26 protein-coding genes and 1 tRNA gene are annotated in these 23,596 nt (G+C 61.1%); 13 read left to right on the plus strand and 14 right to left on the minus strand.

Annotation, left to right across the window (positions count from 1 at the left end; all coding sequences use genetic code 11):
• Positions 1–8 precede the first annotated feature (8 nt).
• The 3 genes from carA to SynMINOS11_RS06745 all read right to left on the minus strand — a co-directional run bounded on the left by carA (position 9) and on the right by SynMINOS11_RS06745 (position 2,671).
• Positions 9–1,157 carry a glutamine-hydrolyzing carbamoyl-phosphate synthase small subunit gene (gene carA, locus SynMINOS11_RS06735; protein ID WP_186547471.1) on the minus strand — a complete coding sequence of 383 codons (1,149 nt, stop codon included), beginning with the start codon at positions 1,155–1,157 and terminating at the stop codon, positions 9–11.
• 22 nt (positions 1,158–1,179) lie between these two features.
• Positions 1,180–2,214, minus strand: coding sequence for an anthranilate phosphoribosyltransferase (gene trpD / locus SynMINOS11_RS06740; protein WP_186547473.1), 1,035 nt, complete (start codon positions 2,212–2,214; stop codon positions 1,180–1,182).
• A 118-nt stretch (positions 2,215–2,332) separates the two neighbouring features.
• Positions 2,333–2,671 (minus strand): DUF3288 family protein, encoded by a 339-nt coding sequence (locus tag SynMINOS11_RS06745; RefSeq protein WP_186547475.1) that lies wholly within the window; start codon positions 2,669–2,671, stop codon positions 2,333–2,335.
• A 54-nt stretch (positions 2,672–2,725) separates the two neighbouring features.
• Between SynMINOS11_RS06745 and SynMINOS11_RS06750 the strand changes: the two genes are divergently transcribed.
• From SynMINOS11_RS06750 to SynMINOS11_RS06780, 7 genes are all read left to right on the plus strand, one after another.
• Entirely contained in the window at positions 2,726–4,480 is a 1,755-nt protein-coding gene (locus SynMINOS11_RS06750) for an ABC transporter ATP-binding protein (protein WP_186547477.1), read from the plus strand.
• Positions 4,481–4,567: 87 nt separating this feature from the next.
• Complete coding sequence (locus SynMINOS11_RS06755; protein ID WP_011935752.1) at positions 4,568–4,825, plus strand: hypothetical protein; 258 nt, start codon at positions 4,568–4,570, stop codon at positions 4,823–4,825.
• Positions 4,825–5,523 carry a peptide-methionine (S)-S-oxide reductase MsrA gene (gene msrA / locus SynMINOS11_RS06760; protein ID WP_186547479.1) on the plus strand — a complete coding sequence of 233 codons (699 nt, stop codon included), beginning with the start codon at positions 4,825–4,827 and terminating at the stop codon, positions 5,521–5,523. Before SynMINOS11_RS06755 ends, msrA begins: the two co-directional genes overlap by 1 nt.
• A 22-nt stretch (positions 5,524–5,545) precedes the next feature.
• On the plus strand, positions 5,546–5,830 hold the full coding sequence (locus SynMINOS11_RS06765) for a hypothetical protein (protein ID WP_186547480.1): 285 nt from the start codon (positions 5,546–5,548) through the stop codon (positions 5,828–5,830).
• Positions 5,827–6,159 carry a hypothetical protein gene (locus tag SynMINOS11_RS06770; RefSeq protein WP_186547482.1) on the plus strand — a complete coding sequence of 111 codons (333 nt, stop codon included), beginning with the start codon at positions 5,827–5,829 and terminating at the stop codon, positions 6,157–6,159. The genes SynMINOS11_RS06765 and SynMINOS11_RS06770 overlap by 4 nt, the downstream gene beginning before the upstream one ends.
• A gap of 31 nt (positions 6,160–6,190) precedes the next feature.
• Positions 6,191–6,264, plus strand: a tRNA-Pro gene (locus tag SynMINOS11_RS06775).
• 89 nt (positions 6,265–6,353) lie between these two features.
• Positions 6,354–6,638 carry a 2Fe-2S iron-sulfur cluster-binding protein gene (locus SynMINOS11_RS06780; RefSeq protein WP_186547484.1) on the plus strand — a complete coding sequence of 95 codons (285 nt, stop codon included), beginning with the start codon at positions 6,354–6,356 and terminating at the stop codon, positions 6,636–6,638.
• A 3-nt stretch (positions 6,639–6,641) separates the two neighbouring features.
• On the opposite strand, the gene SynMINOS11_RS06785 is transcribed toward SynMINOS11_RS06780, so the two are convergent.
• Together SynMINOS11_RS06785 and SynMINOS11_RS06790 are read right to left on the minus strand one after the other, a co-directional pair.
• Complete coding sequence (locus SynMINOS11_RS06785; protein ID WP_011935757.1) at positions 6,642–6,869, minus strand: hypothetical protein; 228 nt, start codon at positions 6,867–6,869, stop codon at positions 6,642–6,644.
• Positions 6,870–6,950: 81 nt separating this feature from the next.
• Positions 6,951–7,709, minus strand: coding sequence for a 3'-5' exonuclease (locus tag SynMINOS11_RS06790; protein ID WP_186547486.1), 759 nt, complete (start codon positions 7,707–7,709; stop codon positions 6,951–6,953).
• Positions 7,710–7,802: 93 nt separating this feature from the next.
• Between SynMINOS11_RS06790 and SynMINOS11_RS06795 the strand changes: the two genes are divergently transcribed.
• Positions 7,803–8,258 carry a peroxiredoxin gene (locus SynMINOS11_RS06795; protein WP_186547488.1) on the plus strand — a complete coding sequence of 152 codons (456 nt, stop codon included), beginning with the start codon at positions 7,803–7,805 and terminating at the stop codon, positions 8,256–8,258.
• Positions 8,258–8,995: a DUF1350 family protein gene (locus SynMINOS11_RS06800; protein WP_186547490.1), complete on the plus strand. Its 738-nt coding sequence runs from the start codon at positions 8,258–8,260 to the stop codon at positions 8,993–8,995. Before SynMINOS11_RS06795 ends, SynMINOS11_RS06800 begins: the two co-directional genes overlap by 1 nt.
• Here the strand turns inward: SynMINOS11_RS06800 and SynMINOS11_RS06805 are convergent.
• Together SynMINOS11_RS06805 and acs are read right to left on the minus strand one after the other, a co-directional pair.
• Positions 8,967–10,046 (minus strand): calcium/sodium antiporter, encoded by a 1,080-nt coding sequence (locus tag SynMINOS11_RS06805; protein ID WP_011935761.1) that lies wholly within the window; start codon positions 10,044–10,046, stop codon positions 8,967–8,969. The two genes, SynMINOS11_RS06800 and SynMINOS11_RS06805, sit on opposite strands and share 29 nt — an antisense overlap.
• 4 nt (positions 10,047–10,050) lie before the next feature.
• A complete protein-coding gene (gene acs / locus SynMINOS11_RS06810; RefSeq protein WP_186547492.1) occupies positions 10,051–12,024 on the minus strand; it encodes an acetate--CoA ligase in 1,974 nt (657 codons plus the stop codon).
• A gap of 75 nt (positions 12,025–12,099) precedes the next feature.
• On the opposite strand from acs, the gene SynMINOS11_RS06815 reads away from it, so the two are divergent.
• Positions 12,100–12,756, plus strand: a complete 657-nt coding sequence (locus SynMINOS11_RS06815) for an HAD family hydrolase (protein ID WP_186547494.1) — start codon at positions 12,100–12,102, stop codon at positions 12,754–12,756.
• Between the two features lie 9 nt (positions 12,757–12,765).
• On the opposite strand, the gene SynMINOS11_RS06820 is transcribed toward SynMINOS11_RS06815, so the two are convergent.
• Both SynMINOS11_RS06820 and SynMINOS11_RS06825 read right to left on the minus strand, forming a co-directional pair.
• Positions 12,766–14,190: an MFS transporter gene (locus SynMINOS11_RS06820; protein ID WP_255445333.1), complete on the minus strand. Its 1,425-nt coding sequence runs from the start codon at positions 14,188–14,190 to the stop codon at positions 12,766–12,768.
• A 36-nt stretch (positions 14,191–14,226) separates the two neighbouring features.
• Complete coding sequence (locus SynMINOS11_RS06825; RefSeq protein WP_186547496.1) at positions 14,227–15,849, minus strand: glucose-6-phosphate isomerase; 1,623 nt, start codon at positions 15,847–15,849, stop codon at positions 14,227–14,229.
• 163 nt (positions 15,850–16,012) lie between these two features.
• On the opposite strand from SynMINOS11_RS06825, the gene SynMINOS11_RS06830 reads away from it, so the two are divergent.
• Positions 16,013–16,798, plus strand: a complete 786-nt coding sequence (locus tag SynMINOS11_RS06830) for a helicase DnaB (RefSeq protein WP_186547498.1) — start codon at positions 16,013–16,015, stop codon at positions 16,796–16,798.
• A gap of 4 nt (positions 16,799–16,802) precedes the next feature.
• Here SynMINOS11_RS06830 and SynMINOS11_RS06835 read toward each other — a convergent pair whose 3' ends face one another.
• From SynMINOS11_RS06835 to SynMINOS11_RS06845, 3 genes are read right to left on the minus strand one after another with little or no spacing between them, the layout of a single operon-like run.
• The gene (locus SynMINOS11_RS06835; protein WP_255445334.1) at positions 16,803–17,639 is read right to left on the minus strand and encodes an N-acetylmuramoyl-L-alanine amidase; all 837 of its coding nucleotides are present in this window, start codon (positions 17,637–17,639) and stop codon (positions 16,803–16,805) included.
• A gap of 14 nt (positions 17,640–17,653) precedes the next feature.
• The gene (locus SynMINOS11_RS06840) at positions 17,654–19,360 is read right to left on the minus strand and encodes a M61 family metallopeptidase (protein WP_255445335.1); all 1,707 of its coding nucleotides are present in this window, start codon (positions 19,358–19,360) and stop codon (positions 17,654–17,656) included.
• Between the two features lies 1 nt (position 19,361).
• Complete coding sequence (locus SynMINOS11_RS06845) at positions 19,362–19,703, minus strand: DUF1257 domain-containing protein (protein WP_186547504.1); 342 nt, start codon at positions 19,701–19,703, stop codon at positions 19,362–19,364.
• Here SynMINOS11_RS06845 and purN point away from each other — a divergent pair.
• Positions 19,695–20,327 carry a phosphoribosylglycinamide formyltransferase gene (purN, locus tag SynMINOS11_RS06850; RefSeq protein ID WP_186547506.1) on the plus strand — a complete coding sequence of 211 codons (633 nt, stop codon included), beginning with the start codon at positions 19,695–19,697 and terminating at the stop codon, positions 20,325–20,327. The genes SynMINOS11_RS06845 and purN overlap by 9 nt on opposite strands.
• On the opposite strand, the gene argC is transcribed toward purN, so the two are convergent.
• Complete coding sequence (gene argC / locus SynMINOS11_RS06855; RefSeq protein WP_186547508.1) at positions 20,318–21,409, minus strand: N-acetyl-gamma-glutamyl-phosphate reductase; 1,092 nt, start codon at positions 21,407–21,409, stop codon at positions 20,318–20,320. The genes purN and argC overlap by 10 nt on opposite strands.
• Positions 21,410–21,485: 76 nt before the next feature.
• Here argC and ribBA point away from each other — a divergent pair, with 76 nt between their 5' ends.
• Positions 21,486–23,135 (plus strand): bifunctional 3,4-dihydroxy-2-butanone-4-phosphate synthase/GTP cyclohydrolase II, encoded by a 1,650-nt coding sequence (ribBA, locus tag SynMINOS11_RS06860; RefSeq protein ID WP_186547510.1) that lies wholly within the window; start codon positions 21,486–21,488, stop codon positions 23,133–23,135.
• Here the strand turns inward: ribBA and SynMINOS11_RS06865 are convergent, their stop codons facing one another.
• Positions 23,136–23,576, minus strand: a complete 441-nt coding sequence (locus tag SynMINOS11_RS06865; RefSeq protein WP_043738095.1) for a peptidylprolyl isomerase — start codon at positions 23,574–23,576, stop codon at positions 23,136–23,138.
• Positions 23,577–23,596 lie beyond the last annotated feature (20 nt).

A 23,596-nucleotide genomic window follows, 5' to 3' on the forward strand; every position in this document is an offset into this window, starting at 1 on the left:
GGAGACGCCTATGAAAGGCGCTCAATCTTATCCGCGTTGCGCCGGCTTGCCATCAGGTTGATAAACCGCGCGAAATGGTGATCAGCGTCGTGGGGGCCAGGGGAGGCTTCCGGGTGATATTGAACCCCAAACACTGGTTGATCGCGCAGTTCGAGTCCTGCCACCGTGCGGTCGTTGAGGTTGTGATGGGTGACGGCAACCCGTTGGGGATCAAGCGAGTTGGCATCCAAGGCAAAGCCGTGGTTCTGGCTGGTGATTTCCACCAAACCCGAACCGCCGCAGGGGTGATTTAAACCGCGATGGCCATAGCCCAATTTGAAGGTGCTGCCGCCGAGGGCGAGACCAAGGATTTGGTGGCCGAGACAAATGCCAAACATCGGCAACGCCGGATCGCTCAACAGCTGTTTGGCCAAGGCAATGCCGCTGCCGACCGCCGAGGGATCACCGGGGCCATTGGAGAGGAAAACACCATCGGGCTTGAGCGCCAAAACAGCGTCAGCATCACTGCCGGCAGGGAGCACCTCAACGTCACAACCATGGGCGCTGAGCCGTTCAAGGATGGCGCGCTTGATGCCGAAATCGATCGCCACAACGCGATAACGATCGGCTGGCTGGTCCTGAAGGCGCTGATCAAAAGCGGCGGCTGTGGGTGAACTCCAGCGATAGGCACGCGTTGTGGACACCCGCTCAGCCAGGTTCTGTCCCGCCATCGAAGGAGCCGCCAACACCTGCTTCAACAACTCCGCGGGGCTCGTGCCATCGGTGCTCACCGCTCCATTGATGGCCCCACCTTCCCGGAGCTGGCGCACAACTGCGCGTGTATCAATGCCCTTGAGGCCCACCACCCCGTGTTGCTCCAACCACTGCTCCAAAGTCCCGCTGCTACGCCAGTTGCTGGGCTGTGGTGCCAAACAGCGGCAGAGCACGGCTTTCACCGCGGGGGTATCGGCTTCCAGGTCTTCTTGGTTAACGCCGGTATTGCCGAGCTCGGGATAGGTAAAGGTGATCAGCTGGCCGGTGTAACTGGGGTCGGTGATGACCTCCTGGTACCCGCTCATGCCGGTGTTGAACACCACTTCACCGATGGCTGTTCCCTTGGCCCCAAAACCCTGGCCCCTGAACACCGTGCCGTCGGCCAGCACCAGCAATCCGTCCATATCTATTGACTGGTTGTGTCGATCATCCCCCAACAGGGGTCAGGGCTGCTGCTAACTGCTCGAATCGCTGCCAGGGCGTGCCACTAGCCAGGCAATCGTGGGCTTGTTGCACCCCTTCACGCCAACTGCTGACCTGACCAGCCGACCACAGCACCAGGGCCGTGTTGAGAGCAACAACATCTTTCTGAGCTTGGCTGCCTTGACCCTGCAAGACCGCTTTCAAAATGGTCTGGTTACGGGCCAGATCACCACCGGAAAGGGCATCGATCGGTTGCAAGGCCAGGCCGAGCGTTTGCGGATCGAGCTGATCACGGCGCAATTGGCCGTCTTCCAACACCATCAATTGATTGGTGCCCGACAAGCTGGCCTCATCAAGACCACCATGGCCATACACCACCACAGCGCGCTTGAGACCGAGCAACTGCAAGGCACCAGCCATGGGCTCGAGGAGGTCCTCCGTTGCCACACCCAAGACCTGGGCATCGGGCTGCAAAGGATTCACCAGGGGACCCAGCAGATTGAAGACCGTGCGGACACCCAAACACTTGCGCAAGGGGGCCAGCGATTTCAGGGCTGGATGCCAGCCCGGTGCAAACAAAAAGGTGATGCCGGCCTGCTCTAGCGCTCCCACCACCTGCTGTAAGGGCGCTTGAAGCTGCAAGCCCAAACCCTCCAGCACATCAGCGGAGCCCACCTTGCCGCTGGCACTGCGATTGCCATGCTTGGCCACAACCACCCCACAGGCAGCAGCCGTGAAGGCCACCGCCGTGGAGATATTGAAACTGTCGGCGCCATCGCCACCGGTGCCACAGGTATCCACCAGGGGCAGTGCTGGGCGCGGGCAGGGCAGTGGCGAGGCGGCGCGAAGCACCCTGGCCATCGCCGCCAGCTCCACAGGACGGTAGTTGCGGCAGCGCAGGGCAGCCAAAAAAGCCCCGGTTTGAACCGGTTCCAACTCTTCGGCCAACCACGCTTGCATCAAGGCAGCGGCTTGATCATCTTCAAGCTCACCACCGCGCAGCAGTAACTCCAGCAGCTGGGGCCAAGATGAGGTCATCTCTCAAACAGACAAAAAAAAGACCCGGATGCAACAGCATCCTGGGCCAGGTGATGGGGACGGCACATATTTAACGCATTAGAGCCTCAAAAATCTGTCGCCCGGACGCCAATCAGCCTTAAGCGGGCGATTCGGAATCCGACGCATCAAAGCCACTGCCCACAGCCGGGGTCTCCAGCGATCCTCCTTGACCGGGCCGATAGCCAGCAGCCCACAACTGTTGGACCCGTGCATTCAGCTGATCACGACTGAGTTTCCAAAGCTTGATGACCTTCTCGAGATCAGCCTTCAACGCCACAGCTCCGGGAAAACCGTCGTAGCGAATCAGCAAGCGGGCGGCATCCACCAGCTGGTCATCGCTGGGTGTTGTGGCCGCCAGCAAACCGTCCACCAGATCACGGTCGGAGGCCTCCAAAGGATGGGCCTGCTGCGCTGAGGCTTCCGGAGACGCGCCCATGGCTCACGGCAATGCAAAACGAGCCCGTAGTTTGGGCCCATCACCGCAACCGTGATGGCCGGCCAACTCAAGCTGGGATTAATTGCCCGCTATCTCCGGCCGCAGCGTTGGATTTTGCTGCGCGGGGCCTTGGCTTTGGTGCTGGTCAACATCGTTGGCGTCAGCTTGCCGCTGCTGGTTCAGCGCACGGTGAATGAACTGCAACCGGGCTTTTCTTTGCCCCAACTGCTGCAGCAGGCGCTGATCATTGCTGGACTCGCCACCTTGATGGGTGGCGTGAGGCTGTGGTCACGCCTGTTGGTGTTTGGCGCTGGCCGGCAAGTGGAAGTGACCTTGCGCCAACAAATCTTTGATCACCTGCTGAAGCAAGAACCGGGCTGGGTGCAACGCACCGGCAGCGGTGAGGTGATCAGCCGCTCCACCAGTGATGTGGAAAATGTGCGGCGATTGCTGGGCTTTGCCCTGCTCAGCCTCACCAACACGGTGTTGGTGTACAGCTTCACGCTGCCGGCAATGCTGACGATTGACCCCTGGCTCAGCCTGGCGGCCATTTCCCTCTACCCGGTGATGCTGCTGGTGGTGCGCGTCAGCGGCGGCCGGATGATGGGTCAGCAGCGGCAGCAGCAACGCGATCTCGCCAGCTTGAGCGATCTGATCCAGGAGGACCTCTCTGGCATCAGCGCCATCAAGATTTACCGCCAAGAACCCACTGAAGAAGCGGCCTTTAGCCGACTCAGCAATCGTTATCGCGATGCAGCCCTGGCGTTAGCCCGCACCCGCAGCACCTTGTTCCCCCTGCTGGAGGGCATCAGCTCGCTGTCGCTGTTGGTGCTGTTGGGCTTGGGCACCAGCCAACTAGCCAACGGCAACCTCACGCTGGGCGGCCTGGTGGCACTCATTCTTTATGTGGAGCGCCTGGTCTTCCCAACGGCCCTGCTCGGATTCACCTTGAGCACGTTTCAAACCGGGCAAGTCAGCCTCGAGAGGGTTGAAGAGCTGCTCAGACGCGAGCCAGCCATCCAATCGCCAGTCCAGCCCGAAGAGCTGCACCGCATCAGCCGGCCCGGGGGCATCGAAGCCCATGACCTCCACGTGCGTTACGAGGAGAGCAGCAGTGATGCTCTCAAGGGCCTCAGCTTCCACGTCAAACCCGGGGAATTGGTGGCGGTGGTAGGCCCGGTGGGCTGCGGCAAAACCACCTTGGCCCGAGCCCTAGGCCGCATGGTGGAGGTGCCAGCAGGGCAACTCAGCATCGATGGGCAAGACATCACGGCCCTGAGCCTCGATGACCTGCGCAGCAAAATCTCCTTGGTGCCCCAAGAGGGCTATTTGTTCACCGCAACCCTGGCCGAAAACCTGCGTTTTGGCAGGCCCAATGCAACGGATTCTGAGATGCAGCAAGCGGCCCGCCAGGCGCAATTGGAGGGGGATGTTCAGGCCTTTCCCAATGGCTACGAAACTCTGGTGGGGGAGCGGGGGATCACCCTGAGCGGCGGTCAACGGCAGCGCACAGCTTTGGCCAGGGCATTGCTGGTGAAGGCTCCGATCCTGGTGCTGGATGACGCCTTGGCCAGCGTCGACAACCGCACGGCCGCTGCGATTTTGCAGTCACTGACCCTGAATCAACAGCGCAGCGTGTTGTTCATCAGCCACCAGCTTTCAGCGGCAGCAGCTTGCGACCGAGTTTTGGTGCTCGACGACGGACGGGTGGTTCAGCAGGGACATCACCGCGAGCTGGTCCAACAGAGCGGCACCTACCGCCGGCTATGGGAGCGAGAACAAGCTGCAACACAGCTGGAGGCGGCCTAAAGGCCCTGAAATCTGAAGAACTCAGCCACCCAGAAGACCCAGCCGGAGGCCATGGCTTGACTAGGGGGACGAACGGCTTTTGGAGCGATGGGTCCTTATCGCGTGCACTGCACCCTCACCTTTGGCGACATCTACGCCCAGGTGTTGGCCTGGATGGGAGTGATCTTCGCCAGCCTGGCCACCGCTTTGGGCTTGATGGGGGCAAGCAGGCCGTTGTTTGCGCTGCTCGGTGTGGGCTTGATTTTGGTGTTGTCGCTGCCGTTCTTGCTCTTTGCCTTCACGACCACGCTGCTGAATCACATTGCCCTAGAACCACAGGCAACTCAGAACGCAGCTGAACTCTGATGCTGGATTGGCTTCGCGGCGGCACGCCTCCTCAACCCGGTGTGCATGTGGTGTTAGGCACCGCCATTGATGCTCCGCTCGAGCCAGGGCAGCAGGAGGCCTTGTTTGGTTGCGGCTGTTTCTGGGGCGCCGAAAAAGGGTTTTGGCGCCTACCAGGTGTGGTGACCACCGCGGTGGGCTATGCGGGCGGCGGCGCTGCCAATCCCAGCTATGAACAGGTCTGCAGCGGCCGCACAGGCCATGCGGAAGTGGTGCGCGTGGTGTGGGACACCAGCACGATCGGGTTTAGTGATCTGCTCAAGCTGTTTTGGGAATGCCACGACCCGACCCAGGGGGACCGGCAAGGCAATGACTGCGGCAGTCAGTACCGCTCAACGATCTACGCCAACGACAGCGCCTTGATTGAACTGGCCAGCGCCAGTGCCAAGGCTTACCAGGAGCTGCTCAGCACTGCTGGATTTGCAGCGATCACCACAGAAATCCGGCAGGGGGTGCCGTTCTTCGCCGCTGAGAGCTACCACCAGCAGTATTTGGCCAAGCCCGGCAGCCGTCCGTATTGCTCAGCCATGCCCACCAAGGTGGCGCTAGGCCGTTTCGAGGGCTGTACCTACCAGCTTCCATCGCAGGTGTGGACCAACTACGACTGGAGCGTGAGCCACTGTGTGCTGCGTGGTGAGAATGCCCCAATCGCGATTTAAGGCCGCACTCCTCTTGGGATTGTTGGCCCCCACCGCTGCCTGGGCGGGGCCATCCCCTTGGTGGGAGCACTACGACCGCAGCGATCGCTATCGCTGTGGGGAAGAAGAGAAGGTGTTGATCGAACGAAACGACAGCCAAGCCTCCCTCTTCATGCGGGGGTATCGAATGAACCTCTTCCGCGATCAGCAAAGTCCACTGCTGAAGCGCTATTCCAATAGCCAGTTCAGCGTCACCATCCGCGGTGATGAAATTGAGATTGAAGATTTAATCTCGCGCCGACGCTGTCAACGTTTTGAGCAGGCGTGAGTGAAGAGCACCAAGACAGCCCTCTAAAAACCCTCCACCCTCTGCCGCGAGGGCTGGTTGAGCTCTATGGCCTCTTGGCCGTGTTGATGGTGCTGGTTCCGGAATGGATCGCTGGCGGCGCTTTGGCTGGCTTGCAGAACCCGGAAACCGGTGAGCCCTTGCCCGCCACATCCGCAGCCTGGCGCCGAGTGCCCGAATTGCTATTGGCCTCCATGAGCCTGGCTCAGCTGCGTCAGCTAGCCCAGGGCTTGCGACTACGGGGCTACGCAGCCATGGGACGGGACCGCCTCAACGGCAAGCTGCTGAAGCGGCTGAAACGCCGTCGCTGACAAGGCAGCGTCGTGATAGCTTCTAGCTGAACGGGGCGTAGCGCAGCTTGGTAGCGCACCACTTTGGGGTAGTGGGGGTCGTGGGTTCAAATCCCGCCGCTCCGATCCATCGTTAACCCTCAACCGGCTTCGGCCGGTTTTTTTATGCCCACTGGTGATCGCATTGCTACCAACAAAGGAGGCATTGCTTTTCCATGGGCTCCTACACGATCTCCATCGAGGGTGGAGGCAGCTTCAGCTGCACCGATGACACCTACATCCTTGATGCTGCTGAAGAAGCAGGAGTCGACCTTCCCTATTCCTGCCGAGCGGGGGCTTGCTCCACCTGCGCCGGAAAATTGGTGAGCGGCTCGGTGGATCAAGCCGATCAGAGTTTTCTCGATGACGATCAAATGGGCCAGGGCTATGCCCTGCTCTGCGTGAGCTATCCCACCAGCGATTGCACCATCAAGACCAACGTTGAGCAAGAACTGAGCTGACGCTCAGTGCAGCCGCGTGGCAGCGCCATAACCCTTAAGCCAGCGGTTCACGCGAGGCTTAAGGCTGGCGGGCACTTCATGCAGCAACTGATCCAATTCCAGAGCACCGAGGCGGCGCAAATCTTTGACATCCACATGCCAAAGGTCCTCGGCCTCGCGGATTAGGCGAGCCAGGGTGCGGGCCCGTTGCCACGTGGCCAGCCGCAAACTGATGGAGGCAGAGCTCTGCATAGTTCCAGCGTGGTGCTGGAAAACGCATCTGTGCAAAGCACACCAAAGGTTTTCGGAGTGCTGAAGAGAAACCCTCGAACCTCAGCTGGCCACAGGCACCACGTTGAAGGGCAACTTCAACGCTTCCAACTGGCGTTCACTCAACCGCCGGCTCCAGGCACCGTGCACCGGGTCGTTCCAGCGGAATCCAGCTTCACGAGCGAGATGCCGTTCGTCGTAGCTCACTTGAGCGCGATAGAGATGGCGAGGCTCACGGCCCTCAGCAATCAGTTGCTCAAGCTGATCGCAACGCTCAAACACCTGAGCCAAGTAGATGCAATCGGTGAGGGCGCGGTGGGCGGCCCACACCGGAACCCCGTAGGCCAGCGCTAGATCCCGCACCGACGGCCGCGGACGCAGCAAACGATCGGCAGGCCAATGGATGTCCTCCATGGTGCAAAGCCAGGGCAGTGGCAAATCAGGCAAGGCCCCATGGCCAAACCATTGCCGATCAAAGGCCGCGTTGTGGGCCACAGCCAACTGCGCGCAGCTGGCGAATTGCTGCAACAGCTGCAGGCTTGGCTGCCACGGCTGGGGAGCCTGCGTCGCCCCGGCACGAATGCCATTGAGGGGCTCAGCAGCGTTGGCCTCCACTGGGAGCAGAAACGACAGCTGCGCCAAAACGGCCCGCTGCGGCACCGAAAACAAGATGGCTCCCACCTCCAGAACCTGATCGACCTCGGGATCCAAACCCGTGGTTTCGGTGTCGAGAATTAAGAGCTGATCAGCGCTGACCTTCGGTGGTGCCACCAGGGGAAGCAAGGAGGTCTGCTGCCAGGGGGATTCCAGCGATTCAGACATTGCTTACGCCCGGCTGCAGCCCATGGTCCCAGCCACCCATCCGTTGCGCCAGCGAGATGTTTATGGTCGTGCAGTGGCTTAAGGATCGATTCGATGCCCATCGCTGTTGGCGATCAAGCTCCTCCGTTCAAAGCCAAAGATCAAAACGGAGTGGAGCGCTGCCTCGCCGACTTGGGCGGCAAACCTCTGGTGCTGTTTTTCTATCCAAAGGACGACACGCCCGGCTGCACCATCGAGGCCTGCGGTTTCCGGGATCAATACGCTGCCCTGCAAGCGCTTGGCGCTGAAGTTTGGGGCGTTAGTGGTGATGGGGCAGGCAGTCACCGCCGCTTTGTGAGCAAGTTCCAGCTTCCTTACCCGTTGCTGGTAGATGAGGGCAATGCGCTGCGCGACGCCTTTGGCGTTGCCAAAACCCTGTTTGTCATCCCAGGTCGCGTCACGTATGTGATCGATGGCGGCGGTGTGGTGCGTCTGGTGTTTGACGAGATGCTTGATGCCAACGCCCATGTGCGCCAAGCCATGGCAACCCTGCAACAACTCAAGGGCTAATGCCGACCTGGCGCCAGCGCGGTGAGCTGTGGACCGTGGGTCCAACCCAACCGAAGGGGGTGGTGCAGTTTCTTGGCGGCAGTGGCTTAGGCGCGAGCCCGCAACTGAGCTACAAACGGTTGCTTGAAGCGGTCAGTCGCCGGGGCTGGCTGGTGCAGTGCTGGTCCTACTTGCCGAGTTTTGACCACCAACTCTTGGCTGTCCAAGCCTGGCGAAGCTTTCGCAGCCAGCGCCAAAACGACCTGCCGGTGTTGCGCTTGGGCCACAGCATGGGCTGCAAATTGCACTTGCTCGCCCCCGATCAAGGGCGTGGCTGCCGTGGGGAAGCCCTGCTGAGCTTCAACAACTTCTCAGCAGATCGCTCGATTCCATTGCTGGGGGAACTGGCCCCGCGCCTGGGTGTACGCAGTGAATTCAGCCCAGGACCCGAGGAAACCCTGCGCCTGATCACTAGCCAAGAGCATCGCCGCCAGCGTCTGTTGATCCGCTTCCGCCAAGATCAGCTCGATCAGAGCCGCCCGTTACTGCGGCAGTTGCAGTCCATCGGAGAGCAGGTGGAACTGGTGGAACTCAGCGGCGACCATCTCACCCCAGCCAGCGCAGGTTTACGCCAGCAGTGGTTGGGAGGACTTGGCGATGAGCAGCGGCAACGCCAGCTCGATCAATTGGCCGAAAACATTGAACGCTGGTGGAAGCAAGGCCCTGGACTCACGCCCTCCGGCTGCGTTGCCAGCTGAGCGTGCTCCAGGCGATGAACACCAGCACAGCCGGCAGCACCACCACCAACACCACCAAACGAAAGGGATCCTCATCACCCAATGGCATGGTGTTGCTGAGCACTTGCTCCACCAAATAGAGGGCATAGAGCACCACCAACACCGCACCTTCCAAGCGGTTGATCACCCCTCCACTCCAAAAGATCGGCAGGCAAGCCAAGGTGGCCGCCACCATTAAGGGGAAATCACGGCTGATCAAAACCGGATCAACGGCCAGGCCGCTGCCACCAGTGGCCAAGGCACAACCACCAAGGATCAGCAGCAGATTCATCAGGTTGCTGCCCACCACGTTGCCGATCGCCAGATCCGTTCGCCCCCGATACACCGACACCAAGGACGTAACGAGTTCTGGCATGCCGGTGCCGGCCGAGACGATGGTCAAGCCAATAACCGTTTGACTGACGCCCAAAGCCAGAGCTGCGCCCGTGGCCCCGTTCACCAACACTTGGGAGCCAACGACCAGTAACACCAAGCCCAAGAAGCCCTTACCGAGGGCCACCGGCAGGGGGGCGGCAGCGTCGTCCTCGAGAGGCTCATCACCAGCGCCTTCTTCACGAGCCGTTCGCACCTCCCAAATCAAGTTGATCAGCAGCACGGTGAGCAGGGCCAAACCAGCCACCCAGGTGAGGGTGCCAGACGAGGCCATGCCCCAGGCCGCCATCGAAATGGCCAGCAGCAGCGGCACATCCCTGCGGATCAAGCGGCTTTGAACCCTCAACGGCATCACCAGGGCACTGGCACCGAGCACCACCAGCAGATTGAAAATGTTGGAGCCCACCACATTGCTGACGGCGATGCTTTCAGTGCTGCCACCGGTTTGCAGGGTCGAGAGCAGGCTGACGAACAACTCCGGCGCGCTGGTGCCAAAAGACACCACCGTCAGGCCAATCACGATTTGGGGAATCCCAAACAGCAGCGACAACGCCACCGAGCCAGCCACAAACAACTCGCCACCGGCGAACAGCAGGGCAATCCCCAGCAACAACTGCAGAAAACTCAGGGCAAACGCCATGGGCTCAACCCTCAGCCCGTAGCCGCTCGAGAACGCTGCGGTCCTCCAGGGTGCTGGTGTCACCGCTGACTTCCTCACCAGCGGCTAGGGCCCTGAGGATCCGGCGCATGATCTTGCCGCTGCGGGTCTTGGGCAGGGCGTCGCTGAAGCGGATCTCATCAGGGCGAGCGATCGGACCGATCTCAGCCCCAACGTGCTTCCGCAACTCGGCCATCAACTCGGGGCTGCCTTGGCGCCCCCCCTCAAGGCTGACAAACGCGACGATGCCCTCCCCTTTGAGCTCATCGGGGCGGCCAACCACCGCGGCTTCGGCCACAGCAGGGTGACTCACCAACGCCGATTCAATTTCCATCGTGCCCAAACGGTGGCCAGAGACGTTGATCACATCGTCAACGCGGCCCATCACCCAGAAGTAGCCATCGCCATCACGGCGGGCCCCATCACCGGCGAAGTAGATCGCGCTGCCATCAGCAGCACGCAGGTGTTCCCAATAGCTGCGGCGGAAGCGATCGGGATCTCCATGCACCGTGCGCATCATTCCCGGCCAGGGCCGGCGCACCACCAAGAAGCCACCCTCATCGGCACCAGCCGACTGACCGGAGGCATCCACCACATCGGCAGCAATTCCCGGCAGGGGAAGGGTTGCCGATCCAGGCTTGGTGGGCGTCGCCCCGGGCAGGGGGCTGATCATCACGCCACCGGTTTCGGTTTGCCACCAGGTGTCGATGATCGGGCAACGGTTGGCGCCGATGACATCGCGATACCAGATCCAAGCCTCAGGATTGATCGGCTCTCCCACCGTGCCGAGGATGCGCAGGGAGCTCATGTCGTAGCCATCGGGCACCGAACGGCCACTCTTCATGAAGGCCCTGATCGCCGTGGGTGCTGTGTAGAAGAGCGTGATCTTGTGTTTCTCGATCAGCTCCCAGAACGCACCTGGCTTAGAGGGTCTTGGCGCACCCTCGTACATCACGGTGGTGGCGCCATTGGAAAGCGGGCCGTAAACGATGTAGCTATGGCCGGTGATCCACCCCACATCGGCGGTGCACCAGTGCACGTCGTCTTCCTTGAGATCAAAGATCCAGCGGAAGGTGAGGTGGGCCCAGAGGTTGTAGCCAGCCGTAGTGTGAACCACCCCTTTGGGCTTGCCGGTTGAACCGGAGGTGTAGAGGACAAACAAGCGGTCTTCGCTGGCCATCGGCTCAGCAGGGCAATCCGCCGCTTGCAGCGGCACCTGGTCGTGCCACCAATGGTCTCTGCCCGCTTCCATCGTCACGGCGCCTTGGGTGCGCTGAACCACCAACACCGCCTGCACCGACGGCACCGCACCACCCGCCAAGGCTTCATCCACAGCCGGCTTCAAGGCCACCGGCTTGTCTTTGCGGAAGCCACCATCGGCGGTAATCACCGCTTTGGCCTCCCCATCAATCAGGCGATCGCGCAGGGCATCGGCGGAAAAGCCACCAAACACCACCGAGTGGGGAGCACCAATGCGGGCGCAGGCCAACATCGCTATGGCTGCCTCCGGCACCATGGGCATGTAGAGGGCGACCAAATCGCCCTTGCCAATCCCCAGCGCTTTGAGGGCATTGGCAGCGCGGCAAACCTCAGCGTGGAGCTCCCGGTAGCTGAAGCGGCGCACATCGCCAGGCTCGCCCTCCCAGATCAAAGCTGTCTTCTCAGCCCGGGGGCCATCGAGATGGCGATCCAGGCAGTTGTAGGAGAGGTTGGTGGTGCCGCCTTCGAACCAACGGGCGAAGGGGGGATTGCTCCAATCGAGCACCTGCTCAAAGGGCTGGAACCAATGCAGGTGTTCCTTGGCCTGCTCTCCCCAGAAAGCATCGGGATCAGCGTCGGCCTGGGCCACCAAGGCGCGATAGGCCTCCAAGGAGCCAACGGCCGCCTCAGCAGAGAGGGACTGCGGTGGAGCAAAGACGCGCTCTTCTTGCAGAACAGATTCGATCTGAGGGTCCGCCATCAACGGGGCCGTGCATACCAAAGGAATTAAACCCACTCCACTGCCCAGACGGGACACGGCTGACACGGTTGTTCAATGGAGGCATTCAGTGACAAAGCCATGCCGGCGGGCTGCCTGTTCGATCTCGATGGGTTGTTACTCGATACCGAGCCGCTGCATGGACAAGCCTGGGCGGAAGCCGTGGGCCAATTTGGCGGCTCTGCCAGCGCCGAGCTGCTGCTGGGTTTGAGGGGGCGCAACAAGTTCGACAACGCCTCAGGCCTGATTGAGGCACTGCAGTTGACGGTCTCGGTGGAGCAGCTGCTGGCGGTGCAACAACCCTTGGCACGCGCCAAGGTGCGTCAAGCCAGGGCCATGCCGGGCGCCGAACGGTTGGTTCAGCACTTGCAGGCCGCTGGGATGCCGCTGGCCATCGCCACCAGCAGCGGTCGGGAATCAGTGGAGATCAAGCTGGCCCCACACCCGTGGCTACAAAGCATTGCCGTGCGAGTGCATGGGGATGATCCCCAGATTCAACAGGGCAAACCAGCACCAGATCTGTTCATCGAGGCGGCCCGTCGCCTCAGTGTGGACCCCACACTGTGCTGGGCCTTTGAGGATTCACAAGCGGGTGCGATAGCCGCACTTGCCGCTGGCTGCCGGGTGTTTGTGGTTCCGGCTCCGGGTCTTGGAGCCCATCACTACCCCCATGCGGTCACACTGCTAGAACGCCTCGATGATCTGGAGCTCTGAGCGAGCTGCTCAGAGACTCTCCAAATCCAAGCCTTTGGTCTCCACGCGAAACAGCCAGGTGGCCAGGGCCCCCAGCAGGGAGGTGATCAACAACAGCACCAGCAGGCGCTCGGTGCCGATGCTCGCCATCAATAAAGGGAAGCAGAACGCTGTCAGCACAGCGCCGACTTTGCCGCTGGCCGCAGCAAAACCAGCGCCGATGCCCCTGTATTTGGTGGGAAAAACCTCACCAGCAATCAGATAGGTCTGGGAATTGGGGCCCAGATTGGTCATGAACTGAAAGATGACAAAGCCCACAACGATCAAAGGGAGGTTGCCATCACCGCCGCTGCGACCGATCAATGCAAAGAAAAGGCCAGCCGCACAACCAATGAACCCGGTGATCTGCAGCGGAATCCGGCCCCAGCGATCAGCCAAATAGATCGCCACACTGATGCCCACTAAAAAACCGATATCGATCAAGGCCGTGCCCTTGGCACCGATCAGGTCGTCGTGGATGATCGATGCGACATCAGCACCGCCAGCCTTGGCGCCGAAAGCCGCCGCGATGATGACCGGCGTGAAGATGCCGATGCCGTAGGTGGAGAGATCCTGCAAAAACCAGGGCAATGAAGCCAGGATCGTGCGGCGGCGCTGCTTGCTTTTAAATAACTTGGCGAAATTGTTGGAGCGCTTTGGGGTACTGGTCCGATCAGCAATCTCAACGCGTAGCAAGTCGATGTCCTTGCGATTGAGCAACTTGCGTAGCTGCTTTTCGGCCTTCTCATGGCGACCCTGGCTGACGAGCCAATGGCTGCTCTCAGGCAGGAACAAGCGCCCCCAGATGACCAGGATCACCGGGATCACTGGTAACAGATAGAAAAGGCGCCAGGTAGAGAGCTCAGGTTTCTGGGCCAGCACTACCGCTGCAATAGCGGTTCCAGCGATGGCTCCAATGGCCTGAAAACTGAAGGCCCCCAACACCAGACGACCGCGGATGGAAGCGGGGATGCTCTCGGAGATCACCAGGTGAGCGGTCGGGTAGTCAGCACCCAATGCCAGGCCGATCACGAACAGCCATACCACTAGAACCCCAATGCCTGGGCTGGTTGAAGCGCCGATCAAGGCCACCAGCAACAGCACCATCTCACCAATGAACACCGGCTTGCGCCCTAAGCGATCGGCCAGGCCTCCGAGCACCAGAGCACCCACCAAGATCCCGGCCAGGGTGGCCGATGTCATCGCACCTTTGGCTACATCATCAAGGCCGAATTCAGCTGTCAGCAGGGGCAGAGCAATGCCCCCCATGAACACGATCATTCCCTCGAAAAACTTGCCCGCGGTGGCTAGGGACCACACCAGCCACTGCATAGAAGACAGCGGCGCTGATGCCATGGCCGTGCCACTGGACCAGGCGGGGATTTCCTCGATGTAAGCCTGGACGGTGTTCGACACGGTGCAGGGGGCAATGGTTTGGATGGGCGTTTGAACTCAAACCTGGCGGAACTGCAGGCTCAAAGGGTCGGCCCAATCACCACTGGCTTGAATGCCACGGGGATTACCACTGAGGTGGCGCAGGATGAAGAACACCGCTTCTTGATGGGCGGGATCACCCAACTCCTGGGCGATTTGTTGCACGCTGCGGGCGGTGCCATCGCTGAGCAATTGCTCCACCTGCTTTTGCAGATCGAGAATCGCCGCCGCTGCCTTCTTGCCGGCCTCTACACCAGGCTGGTGATAGGCATTGATGTCGACCAGTTCGCCATAGAAGCCAACGGCGCGCTCAAACAATGCAATTAAGGCGCCCAGGCTGGTGGCATTGAACTGGCGCAGGGTCAGCGTCATGCTCTGGCGACCACCTTCAGAGAGGGCGGCGCGGGTGCCTTGCAAGAAGCCATCAAGGAAGTCTCCGGGCAGAGAATCCTCCAGAACCGGGATATCGGTTGGATCTTCCAGCACCTCGATGAAGGTGACAAAGAAGTTGTCGACCCCGTCGCGAAGCTGCTGCACGTAGGCGTGTTGGTCGGTGGAGCCCTTGTTGCCGTAGACCGCAATGCCCTGATGGGCGACACGGCCTTGCCGGTCGAGGCGCTTACCGAGGGACTCCATCACCAGCTGCTGCAAGTAGCGGCTGAACACCTCGAGGCGATCGCGGTAGGGCAACACAACCATGTCGCGCTTGCCTTTGCCATCACCGGCCACATACCAAGACGCAGCCATCAAAGCGGCGGGGTTATCGCGCAGGCTGGGACGGCGGGTAGCGGCATCCATCACGGCAGCACCACGCAGGAAAGCATCGCTATCGATGCCAGCCAGAACAGCGGGCAGCAGGCCGACGGCACTCGTGATGGAGGTTCGGCCGCCAACCCAATCGAACATGTCGAAGCGGTTGAGCCAACCTTCAGCAGCGGCTTCCTGGTCGAGCTTGCTGTCCTTCATCGTCACAGCGACGGCATGCTGACTCCAACGGCAGCCGAGGCGCTCAAGGCGATCCCGGCTTTGGATCATGCCGAGGTGGGGCTCAGGGGTACCGCCTGATTTGCTGACAATGATCACCAGGGTGGTCTTGAGGCGCTCGCCGAGCTCGTCGTACAGCCGGCTCATGCCGGCTGGATCCACGTTGTCGAGGAAATGGAATGGCAGACCCTGACGGTTGTCCTGCAGGGCACGGATCATCAGCAGTGGGCCCAGGCCTGAACCACCGATGCCAACCCATAGCACATCAGTGAAGGGTTCACCGTTGCTGGCTTTCAGGCGCCCCTCCAGCACCTCAGCACCAAAGCTCTGCAGACGGCGCAATTCAGCACTGATGTGCTCACCGACTGAGCGATCTGGCGCCAACTCAGGATTACGCAGCCAGTAGTGACCCACTTGACGCCCTTCATCGGGGTTCGCGATGGCCCCTTTCTCCAGGGCATCCATGGCCGCAAACGCCTGGGCAAAGGGCTGTTCAAAAGCCTGAAGCTGGTCGGCACTCACCGCCATGCGGCTGACATCGAGCCAAAGACCAAGGGGCTCGTGGTGCCAGAGCAGGTCACAGAACCGCTGCCACTGAGCCGCTGGATCAGAAGCGTTGAGGTTGGGGAGAGGGGTCGCCATACGCGTCGTGCTCATCTGATAACCCGTGAAAGGCTCTTCTGAACAAGGTATGCAGAAAAAACCAGGTCCGGGTTATGGGAAGACAGTGATCACCAAAAGCCAAGAACATTCTTGGATTGTGTAGTGATTTTGACTAACGTTCATAAATTCAGTTTGTCAGAGATATCTGCGAGCACCAGTGCCGCTGAGCCGCTTCCCCACTGCCATTACCGCCAGTCTGTTGGGTCTAGCCGCCCTGCTTCCGGCCACCCAACCCTGGGAGGGTTGGAGTTTGCCGGCTGAGCCTGAGCTTCAACAACTCATGGCGGAGGGCGGGCAACCCAACCCAGCCGATTTCAGTCCTGAAGAGCTGCAAGAGCTGCAGCGCCGCTTTGGGGTGCATGGTCCGCAGCCGGCCTTGGCTCAGCTTCTAACAGCAGGCCTGGATCAATGGCAGCCGCTGCGGCGCAACACCCTCGAGCAGATCGAAAGCCTCGTTCCCACCATCCGCCGTGAGGCCAGGGCTCGCACCCTCAACCCGATGCTGCTGGGGGCCATCCTTTACGACGAAATTCAACATGCCAAGCCGGGCGAAAACTCCCCTTGGCTTGTGCATTCCGGCTTGCTGCAAACCCACGGGCCCGCTCAGCTCGGTGTTGAAGAGCTAATCCACCAAGGCTTGCTGCCCGCCGATCCCAGCCCCGAGCAGCGTCAACAGGCCCGCGAACAACTGCTCGATCCCCAGCGCAATGTGGCCCTCCTCGCTGGAAAGATGGCTCGGCTCTCCAGCGCCCTGGGCATCCCCAGCGGACACCTCTTGGAGGCCAGCAACGGCTACCGCGATGCCCATTGGATCGCCACCTTGGCCTACCTGCACAACGGCAAACTCGATTATCCGGCCCGGATCTTGGGCTACATGCAAGATCCGGCCCTGCACGCCTTGATCTACGGACGCACCCTTCGGCTCACCAACCCGATCATCTAGCGGCTCAGCAAACCAGACCTAATGCCGTAAGCCTGGTTTGCAGCTGCTGCCAATCAAAACTGCGTGGGTCGCTGCGGGCATTACCCAGATCCACATGGCGGTGCGTGGTGATGGCATGGGGCTCGATTTTGTAGCGCACCATCCAGTCCGCCAGCACGCGGCTCAAGGCGTCGTATTGCGCTGGCGTGTAGCCGCTGTGTTTCTGAGCTGATGTTGCCCCATCGGGAGGGGTCTCCAGGCTCACGTGCAAGGCGAAATTGTTGAGCGAGCCACTGAAGTGCTTGGAGGTGAACACCCAGCGGCCATCAAAGGCGGAGTGCCCAGCGCCGTAGGCACGCTTACTGGGATCAACCACCTGAACAATCTCCCCTTTCTGCCCAACCAGGGTGTGATAGCTGGCTTGATCCGCATCGTTTGGATGGGGGGTGGTGAAGGTATTGATCGCTGAGCCCAAGCTGTAAACGGTTTCATGCAGAACGATCACCGCAGGGGTGGGATCAATCCGCTGGCCTTGGGCATCGAGATGAACCCGCTCGCCGTAGTTGGTCGGTGCTGCATTGATCCGGCTGAGTTGCAGCGGCATCGCCACAAGCCGTTGCTGCAAACCGGGATCCACCACAGGGCAGCTCTTCAACAGCGGTGAATCCCAGGTCTTGTTAACCGGTGGTGCAGGGGTTTTGGCGTTTTCCTCCGTGGGGCCATCCACCGCCTGCTGCAACCAATCCAACATCTCCGGCTTGATCAACAAGCCAGGGCGTTCGGCGATGGGTTGGCGCTTGAGGGGTTGTTGCAGCACCGCAATGGTCACCAGGCCAGCTGTGGCGCAAAGCCCTGCAGCCACCAGCAGTCCGCGTCTTAACGGGCGGGACCTTGGAACCAGCTGCGACGGAGATGACATGCAGCCTCAGAGGCATTGGGGTCAAGCCGTAGGGACCAACGGCATGGCTGGGGAGTCGAGGGCCTTAAGGCCGTGGAGCGAACTGCCCCATCGCGGCAAAAAAGCAGCTCGTGCTGCCCACCAGCGCTCAGCAAAGGGGGCAACTGCTCAGGGGAACGCAACCGTTCTGCGTCGAGGGCCAGCAACTCGTCTCCTGGAGAGAGACCGGCCAGCTCTGCAGGGCTATCGCGGTCCACCTTGCTGATCGTCAATTGGCCTTCTTGGAAGGTCGACTGCAATCCGCTGTAGGGGGACTCGGCGGGATCCGGTAAAAGATCCAAGCCCACACTTTTTAAATAGCCAGAGAGTGGTAAATCGTCCACGCCAGAGAGCCAGCTGTGCAGCAACGCTGGCAACTGCGGATCGAGTTCACCGACCAACTGCTCAATGTCGGCCTGGCTGTAACCCCGGCCAACCCGACCAAAACGCAGCCATAACTGCTGCAGCAGGACATGCAGGCCCTGGCCTTGCGCCAGCAAATGCAGATCAAGCAGCAAGGAGACCAGAGCACCTTTGAGGTAGTAGCTGATCTGCTGGTTATCGCTGTGGGCATCACGGCGATAGAGCTTCACCCAGGCTTCTGTGGCGCTCTCCAGCAAGCTCTGCACGTGGCGGCCCGGGGTGGAGAGGAAACGGCTGAGATCTTTAGACAAATCCTCGAGATACTCCTCTTCGCTGCAGAGCCCCGCCTGCAGAACGATGAGTTGGTCGTAGTAACTCGTGACGCCTTCGGCAAACCACAACTCAGGAATCAATACCGCTTGGCCGTAGCGGTAGGGACGCAAGCCCACGGGCCTGAGCCGCCGCACATTCCACTGATGCAGGTATTCATGGGCTGCCAACTGCAGCAATTGCCGCTGCCCGGCGGCCGTAGCCAGCTCGCGGCGGCTGAACATCAAGGCACAACCATCGTCATGTTCCAAACCGCCATAGCCAGTGGCGCTGAAGCGGGTGATGAACAGGTAGTCGTCACTAACGGGCCGCTCAGCACCCAGCAGGGCGCAGGTGGCGGCGCAAATCTTGGGCAACTGCTGCTGCCAGCTCTGCCGTGGCGACGGCCGCTGCAAGCCTTGCCACACCCAGCGGTGGGGAACACCACCCACCTCAAAATGGAGTGTGTGTAGATCACCAAGGGCCAGAGGGCTATCCACCAGCACGTCGTAGCTGGCTGCACGCCAACCCTCGGGGGTGGACTCCAGGCTGGTGGCCACGCTCCAGCCAGGCGGGCACTGCAAGCTCAGCTGCTGCGGCAGCCAACGCTGGGATTCGACAGCCATGGCCCAAGCCGCCCCTGTGAGGAAGCCTGTTTCCACATCCAGCCAATTGGTTCGCACACTGGCCTCCACAGCCAGAAGGCTGTAGCGCAGCTCCACCTCAGCCCCAGGGGGCAAGTCCTCCAGCCACCAGAGATGGCGTGATTGCCTCTGGAGTGGGACCGGCTGGCCATTGACCCAGGCCTGCAATCCCTCCAGATGCCGCACATAGTCACGCTCCAGGTAAGACCCCGGGGTCCAGCTCGGCAGGGCGACGGATTCGCGCTGCTGTTGAGCGCGGAAGTTCAGCTGCACCGAAAAGCTATGGCTCTGGGGATGCCTCAGATCCAGCTGAAATGTGGGACCCAGCACCTCAGACCAACGAGGGATCAGCGATGGCGCCAGAGCACTGCTCAAGACTGTCGAGGGCTTGCCGTGCGGCATAGGCGCGCGTCAGGCGCGACAACAAGGTCTGCAAGCTGTGATCGCGGCTGACCCGCTCCAGATCAGCCACCAACTCCAAGCTGCCCGACGAACTTTTGCGCCAACCCAGTTGTTGGCCGCCCTCCACGCTCACCCGAAGACACACGGATTGGCGGCCAACAGGGGTACTCAACTCACCGCCTCGGTAGACCTGAAGTCCAAAGGTCTCGAGGCATTCAGCCAACCGCTCCACATCGTGCAAGACGGTGGGCAGGATGGAGAGATGGGACATGCCGCACAGCTCCTCTCGCCTGACCCTAGCGATGCCCCACTGCGTTTGGCCGTTTTGGCCTCCGGTTCCGGCAGCAACTTCCAGGCCCTGGTGGAAGCGCTGCGCGATGAGCCGCGCTTGCAGGTGGTGCTGCTGATCGTGAATCGCCCGGGGTGTGGGGCGCAACAGCGGGCTGAACAACTGAACGTCCCCTGCCAGCTGATTGATCACACCCGCTTTGACAGCCGCGAAGCAGTGGATGCTGCCGTGGTGCAAGCCCTGCAGAACGCGGCGGTGGAACTGGTGGTGATGGCTGGCTGGATGCGGATTGTGACGCCGGCCTTGATCGGACCCTTTCAAGGCCGACTGCTCAATATTCATCCCAGCTTGCTGCCGTCGTTTCGCGGCATGAACGCCATCCGTCAAGCCCTGGCTGCTGGCGTCAGCCACACCGGATGCACCGTGCATGAAGTGGTGGAAGACGTGGACGCTGGACCAGTTCTGGGGCAACAGGCCGTGGCCATCGAAGCCGGTGATGATGAGGCGAGCCTCTCGGCCCGCATCCACATCGCTGAACATCAGCTATTGCCAGCCGTTGTGATCGAAAAGGGGCTCAGCCTGCTCAGCCAGCGCACTCAGGGATAGAAGGGCAGCAACGGCAACCCGGTTTGCTGAGGCAGGCCCGCCATCACATTGAGGCATTGCACAGCCTGACCGGCCTGTCCCTTCAACAGGTTGTCGATCGCACTCATCACGATCACCTGGCGGGTGCGCTGATCCACCGCCACCGACAGCACGGCTCGGTTGGTCTGGCGCACCCACTTGGTGGCGGGATAGGTCCCCACCGGCAACACCTCAACGCAGGGATGATCGCGGTAGGTGACCTGATAGACGGTGGTGAGATCTTCCGCGGTGAGACCGGGGTCACGCAGCCGGCCATACACGGTGGCAAGCAAGCCGCGAACCATCGGCATCAGGTGGGGCGTGAATTGCAACTGGATCGGACGACCGGCTGCGCGGCTTGCGAGCAGTTCGATCTCGGCGGTGTGGCGATGGCCAACAACGCCGTAGGGGCTAACCGATTCAGCGGCTTCTGCAAGTAGCAAGTGTTCTTTGGCCGCCCGGCCACCACCTGAGGTGCCGGTTTTGGCATCAATAACAATGCCCTCACCCTCGATCAGTCCCTGTTGCAACAGGGGCATCAAGGCCAACAGGCTGGCTGTGGGAAAACAACCTGGGGCGCCCACCAGTTTGGCCTCAGCGAGGGCGTCACCGGCCCACTCCACCAAGCCGTAAACAGCCTGCTGACAGAGCGCATCGTCTTGGCGCTGTTGAGCGGCGGCTTCTTGGCGATAGGTCGCCGACCATTGGCTCAAGCTCGGAAAGCGGTAATCCGCCGAGAGGTCCACCACCCGCACACCACGCTGCAGCAGTTGGGGGGCCAATTGACTGGCCAAGCCATTGGGGAGGCTGAACACCGCTGCATCAGCAGCAGCAGCGATGGCATCGGCATCAGGGCTCTGGACCACCAGGTCATCGCCGAGCGGCAAAAAAGGCGTGAGTTCCGACCAGCGCTTGCCGGCGCTGCGCTCACCCCCGAGAAAGGTCACCTCAAAGTGAGGGTGGTCCTGCAGCAGACGCAGGGTCTGCAGGCCGCCATAGCCGGAGGCTCCAATGACCGCGATTCGCTTGAAAGACGTGGGCGCCACAGGCCTCACCGGCTGCATTGAGGAAGGCTGACTTTAGTGATCGACCCGTTGGCAGCCGCCCGGGCTCTATAAACAAGGGACTGGAACGCCCGCAATGAGCTCCCCAGCGGTGACCAGCACCGTCCGTTTCGACCCGATTGAAAAGGCCCTTGAGGCCATTCGGGATGGGGCCTGCGTGGTGGTGGTCGATGACGAAAACAGGGAAAACGAAGGTGACTTGATCTGCGCGGCGCAATTTGCAACGCCGAAGCAGATCAACTTCATGGCCACCGAAGCCCGAGGGTTGATCTGTCTGGCCATGGAAGGCGAGCGGCTCGACGCCCTCGACCTGCCGCTGATGGTGGGGCAAAACACCGATACCAACCAAACCGCTTTCACCGTCAGCATTGATGCCGGACCTGAGGCTGGCGTCAGCACAGGCATCTCCGCAGAAGATCGGGCTCGCACCATCCAGGTGGCCTTGCATCCGCAAAGCAAACCCCAAGATCTGCGCCGCCCGGGCCACATCTTTCCCTTGCGCGCCCGCGATGGGGGAGTGCTGAAACGGGCCGGCCACACCGAAGCCGCCGTGGATCTCTCGCGCATGGCGGGGCTACATCGATCTGGCGTGATCTGTGAGATCCAAAATCCAGATGGCTCGATGGCGCGGCTACCGCAGCTGGCGGAATACGCCGCTGAGCACGGCCTCTACCTGATCTCGATTGCCGATCTCATCCGCTATCGGCTGGAAAACGAGCGTTTTGTGGTGCGCGAAGCGGAAGCCAAAATCCCCAGCGAATTCGGTGATTTCCGCGCCATTGGCTATCGCAACATTCTCGATGGCGGTGAGCATGTGGCGCTGGTCAAGGGCCACCCCGGTCGCCAAAGCGCGCCGGTGATGGTGCGCGTGCACTCGGAGTGCCTCACCGGGGATGCCTTTGGCTCGCTGCGCTGTGATTGCCGTCCGCAGCTGGAATCAGCGCTGCGCATGATCCAAGCCGAGGGGGAAGGCGTTGTCGTCTACCTGCGGCAAGAGGGCCGCGGCATCGGACTCATCAACAAGCTCAAGGCCTACAGCCTGCAGGAATCTGGCCTCGACACCGTTGAAGCCAATGAACATCTCGGCTTTGGCGCCGATCTGCGCGACTACGGCGTGGGCGCCCAAATCATTTCCGACCTGGGCATTAAGCGGCTGCGGCTGATCACCAACAACCCCAGAAAAATTGCTGGCCTCGGTGGCTACGGATTGGAAGTGGTGGACCGGGTTCCCCTGGTGATGGATCCGGGCCAACACAACGCCGACTACCTGCGCACCAAGGCCCGCAAACTGGGCCATTTACTGCATGGCCCAGGTGCACTGCTGGCCTGGAGCGGCTCCGGCGATGATCCCCGCCAACGCGCTCACCAACTCGAAGAGCAACTGGCCAGCAAGCTGAATGCCTTCGGGCTGACGATGGAAGTGGAAGAGCAGCACCGGGTACTCGCCCTTCTGGGCAAACCGGATCTCACGGTGCGTGTTGGGGCCGCGGAGCGGGGCAGCTTGCAACGCAATTGCTGGGCCCTGTTGCAGGAATTGGCCGAAGAACCAAGCACACAGCAGCTGCAACTGCTGATTGGCCCGGATCTTGATCGCAGTGAGCACCCACCGGCTCAGCTCGAGCCCACAGCGCTTGAACTCGAACAGCTACGCCAAGGATCAGGGGTTGATGCCGTTGCGGCCATCAACCCTGAGCAATCCCCTTGGACGTTGCTGCGCTGGAGCTAATCAGTCGCTGATGGTGACGGTCTTGATCTTGCTGCCGTTTTTCAACGCCAGCACAACGCCCATGTCACCGGTCAGACCGAAGACGGTGTGGACGCCATCGAGGTGAGGCTGGGCCTCATGGCAGATGAAGAACTGAGAGCCACCCGTGTTACGACCGGCGTGGGCCATCGACAGGGTGCCCGCCTGGTGCTTCTGGCTGTTGATCTCACAATCAATCGTGTAGCCGGGGCCACCGGTGCCCGCCATGCCCTTGGCTCCCTCACGGCTGTTGGGGCAACCGCCCTGAGCCATGAAGCCATCAATCACCCGGTGGAAGGCCAAGCCGTCGTAGAAACCATCCTTGGCCAGCTTCACGAAGTTGGCGACGGTGTTGGGAGCATCAGCATCAAATAGCTCCAGGGTGATTTGGCCGGCGTCGGTGTCCATCACGGCCTTGGTCATGAGCTCGGGGGCAAAGTGGT

It is taken from the genome of Synechococcus sp. Minos11 (assembly GCF_014279855.1).
In the GTDB taxonomy this organism is placed as follows: Bacteria; Cyanobacteriota; Cyanobacteriia; order PCC-6307; family Cyanobiaceae; genus RCC307.